The 3,282-nt window shown below is 72.1% G+C and carries 4 protein-coding genes; 1 reads left to right on the top strand and 3 read right to left on the bottom strand.

Annotated features, from left to right (window positions below; translation table 11 throughout):
* The 3 genes from ACJA3G_RS33635 to ACJA3G_RS33625 all read right to left on the bottom strand — a co-directional run.
* On the bottom strand, positions 1–1,062 hold a 1,062-nt coding region (locus ACJA3G_RS33635; protein ID WP_406556822.1), incomplete at its 3' end, for a M1 family aminopeptidase.
* Between the two features lie 84 nt (positions 1,063–1,146).
* Complete coding sequence (locus tag ACJA3G_RS33630; protein WP_358836478.1) at positions 1,147–1,449, bottom strand: chorismate mutase; 303 nt, start codon at positions 1,447–1,449, stop codon at positions 1,147–1,149.
* A gap of 11 nt (positions 1,450–1,460) precedes the next feature.
* On the bottom strand, positions 1,461–2,348 hold the full coding sequence (locus ACJA3G_RS33625; RefSeq protein ID WP_406556821.1) for a helix-turn-helix domain-containing protein: 888 nt from the start codon (positions 2,346–2,348) through the stop codon (positions 1,461–1,463).
* Positions 2,349–2,470: 122 nt separating this feature from the next.
* Between ACJA3G_RS33625 and ACJA3G_RS33620 the strand changes: the two genes are divergently transcribed.
* Positions 2,471–3,282: beta-galactosidase (locus ACJA3G_RS33620; protein ID WP_406556820.1), on the top strand; the 812-nt coding region annotated here is incomplete at its 3' end.

Raw genomic sequence — 3,282 nt, 5'->3', positions numbered from 1 at the left:
GGTGGAGGGGCGCTGGTCGGCGTCGTAGCCCCAGGTCTTGCGGACGATGCCGAAGTCCACCCAGGTGTCGGTGAAGCGGGTCGCCTCGGTGAGCGTCTGGTAGCCCATGTACTCGGCGAAGGACTCGTTCAGCCAGATGTCGTCCCACCAGCGCAGGGTGACCAGGTCGCCGAACCACATGTGGGCCATCTCGTGCGCGACGACCATGGCGCGGGTCTGGCGCTCGGTGTCGGTGACGGCGGAGCGGTAGATGAACTCGTCGCGGAAGGTGACCAGGCCCGGGTTCTCCATCGCGCCCGCGTTGAACTCGGGCACGAAGGCCTGGTCGTAGGAGTCGAAGGGGTAGGGCTCGTCGAACTTCTCGTGGTAGCGGTCGAAGCACTGCCGGGTGATCTCGAAGAGCTCGTCGGCGTCGGCGTCGAGGTGGGGCGCGAGCGAGCGGCGGCAGTGCAGGCCGAAGGGCAGGCCCGCGTGCTCGGTGGTGATCGAGTGCCAGGGGCCGGCGGCGAGCGCCACGAAGTAGGTGGAGAGCAGCGGTGTGGTGGCGGCCTTCCAGCGGCCCCCGCCCTGGTGTTCGGTGATGCCGTTGGCCAGTACGGTCCAGCCCTCGGGCGCGGTGACGGTGAGGTCGAAGGCGGCCTTGAGGTCGGGCTGGTCGAAGGCGGCGAAGACGCGCTGGACGTCCTCCATGAAGAGCTGGGTGTAGAGGTAGGTCTCGCCGTCGGCCGGGTCGGTGAAGCGGTGCAGTCCCTCGCCGGTGCGCGAGTACGTCATCTCCGACTCGACGCGCAGCTCGTGCGGGCCCTCGGTGAGGCCGGTGAGCGCGAGGCGGTTCCCGGTGAGGGCGGCGGGGTCCAGTGGCTCCCCGTCGAGGCTGACCGAGCGCAGGGTGGCCGGCTTGACCTCGACGAACGTGTCTCCGGCCGCCAGTGCGGTGAAGTGGATGACGGTGTGGGAGTCGAAGGTCTCCTCGCCGGTAGTGAGATCGAGGTCGATCTCGTACCGCTGGACGTCGAGGAGCCGGGCACGGGTCTGCGCTTCGTCGCGCGTCAGTACGGACATGGGGGCCATGCTGCCCGATGTGCCCCGGCCGGCACATCGGGAGGGTGTTGCGCTCTCAGCGCACGCGCCCGGCGGAGGGGCGGCTCACGAGGACTTGGCGATCGTCTCGTGGTGCCTGATCACCTCCGCGATGATGAAGTTCAGGAGCTTCTCGGCGAAGGCCGGGTCCAGTTTGGCGTTCTCCGCGAGGCGGCGCAGCCGGTCGATCTGCTGGGCCTCGCGCGCGGGGTCGGCCGGCGGCAGCTTGTGCTCGGCCTTGAGGTGGCCGACCTGCTGGGTGCATTTGAAGCGCTCGGCGAGCATATGGACGACGGCTGCGTCGATGTTGTCGATGCTGTCCCGGAGCCGGGCGAGTTCCGCCTGCACGGAGGGGTCGATCGTGGTCATGGTCGTCGAGCTTACGTGGCCGGGCCGGGGATCGTCGGAGGGTGTTCAGGATCCGGGATCCGGTCGCTCCAACCGCCGGGGACGGCCCGTCCCTGCTGCTCGCGGAAGCGGACCGGGGCGGTGCCGACACGCCGGGTGAACAGCCGGGAGAAGTACGCGGGGTCGTCGTAGCCCACCCGGCGGGCCACGGCGGCGACCGGCAGCTCGGTGGCGGCGAGCAGTTCCTTGGCCCGGCCGAGGCGGATGCCGAGGAGATAGTCCTTGGGGCTGCACCCGGCGCCCCGGCGGACCGCGGTGCGCAGCTCGGCGGGGGTCATCCCGTGCCGGGCGGCGTGCTCGGCCACCGACAGCGGCTGGAAGGCGTCGCGGGCGAGCGCCTGGAGGACGGGGTCGCCGTCGGGCGCGAGGTCGGCGCGGGCGCGGCGCAGGGCGACGAGGAGTTCGTGGACGGCGGCGGCCGTCTCGACCTCCAGGAGCGGGTTGCCCCGGCGGGCGGCCCGGGCGATCCGGCCCACGGCCGCGCGGGCGCCGGCCGTGTCGGCGAGCGGGACGACGGGCCGGTCGGGCTCGATGTAGCCGAGCTCGGTGTAGGTGGCGGTGGCGGGTCCGGCGAAGTCGACGAACGACTCGTCCCAGCCGGTGGCCGGGTCGGGTCCGTAGTGGTGGGGTACGCCCGGGGTGAGCCAGATCAGGGCGGGCGCGGTGACGGCGACCCGCCGCCCGTCCGGGCCCTCGAACCAGCCGCCGCCGGCGCCGATCACCACGGCGACGTGGTGGTCCAGGGTGCGCGGTCCGACGGCGGGCAGGGTGCCGTGCTGCATGCCGACGCCCAGGCAGACCAGTCCGAGCCGGTGGTGGACCTGGCTCGGCGTGAAGTAGCGCATCCAGGTGTGGTACATGCCGCCCGTGCCGCCTCCCGTCACCGTTTTGCGTCCAATCAGCGCCGATCTTTGTCCATGGACCCGGGCCCGCGCCAGGGGTGAGAGTGGCGGGGGCGCAGAACGAGAGAGGGGCGGGGCCGATGGCCGACTTCACCGTGGGTGAGAGGGACTTTCTGCTGGACGGACGCCCGGTGCGGCTGCTGTCGGGGGCGCTGCACTACTTCCGGGTGCACGAGTCGCGGTGGGGCCACCGGCTGGCGATGCTGCGGGCGATGGGACTGAACTGCGTCGAGACGTATGTGCCGTGGAACCTGCACGAGCCGGCCCCGGGCCGCTTCCGGGACCCGCGGGCACTCGGCCGGTTCCTGGACGCGGCGCACGCGGCGGGGCTGTGGGCGATCGTGCGCCCCGGCCCGTACATCTGCGCCGAGTGGGACAACGGCGGGCTGCCGCACTGGCTGACGGGGTCGCTGGGGCGGCGGGTGCGCACCCGGGACCGGGAGTACCTCGGGCATGTGGAGCGCTGGTTCGGTGCGCTGCTGCCGCAGGTCGTGGCCCGGCAGATCGACCGGGGCGGCCCGGTGCTCATGGTGCAGGTGGAGAACGAGTACGGCAGCTACGGCACGGACCAGGTGTATCTGCGGGCGCTCGCTGACCTGCTGGGCGAACTGGGCGTGACCGTACCGCTGTTCACCTCCGACGGACCCGAGGACCACATGCTGAGCGGCGGCAGCGTGCCCGGTCTGCTCGCCACCGCGAACTTCGGCTCGGGTGCCCGCGAGGGCTTCGAGGTGCTGCGCCGCCACCGGCCCGGGGGGCCGCTGATGTGCATGGAGTTCTGGTGCGGCTGGTTCGAGCACTGGGGCGCGGAGCCGGTGGTGCGGGACGCCGGGGAGGCGGCCGGGGTGCTGCGCGAGATCCTGGAGTGCGGCGCGTCCGTCAACCTCTACAT

The organism is Streptomyces sp. YS-3, assembly GCF_045257485.1.
Classification (GTDB): Bacteria; Actinomycetota; Actinomycetes; order Streptomycetales; family Streptomycetaceae; genus Streptomyces.
Note: the sequence above shows the minus strand (reverse complement) of the source record. Positions and strands in the feature narration are given on the sequence as shown.

Bases quoted from the DNA above. Each gene is read 5' to 3' on its own strand.
- ACJA3G_RS33630 (WP_358836478.1), bottom strand. From the start codon at position 1,449: ATGACCACGATCGACCCCTCCGTGCAGGCGGAACTCGCCCGGCTCCGG.
- ACJA3G_RS33625 (WP_406556821.1), bottom strand. From the start codon at position 2,348: ATGTACCACACCTGGATGCGCTACTTCACGCCGAGCCAGGTCCACCAC.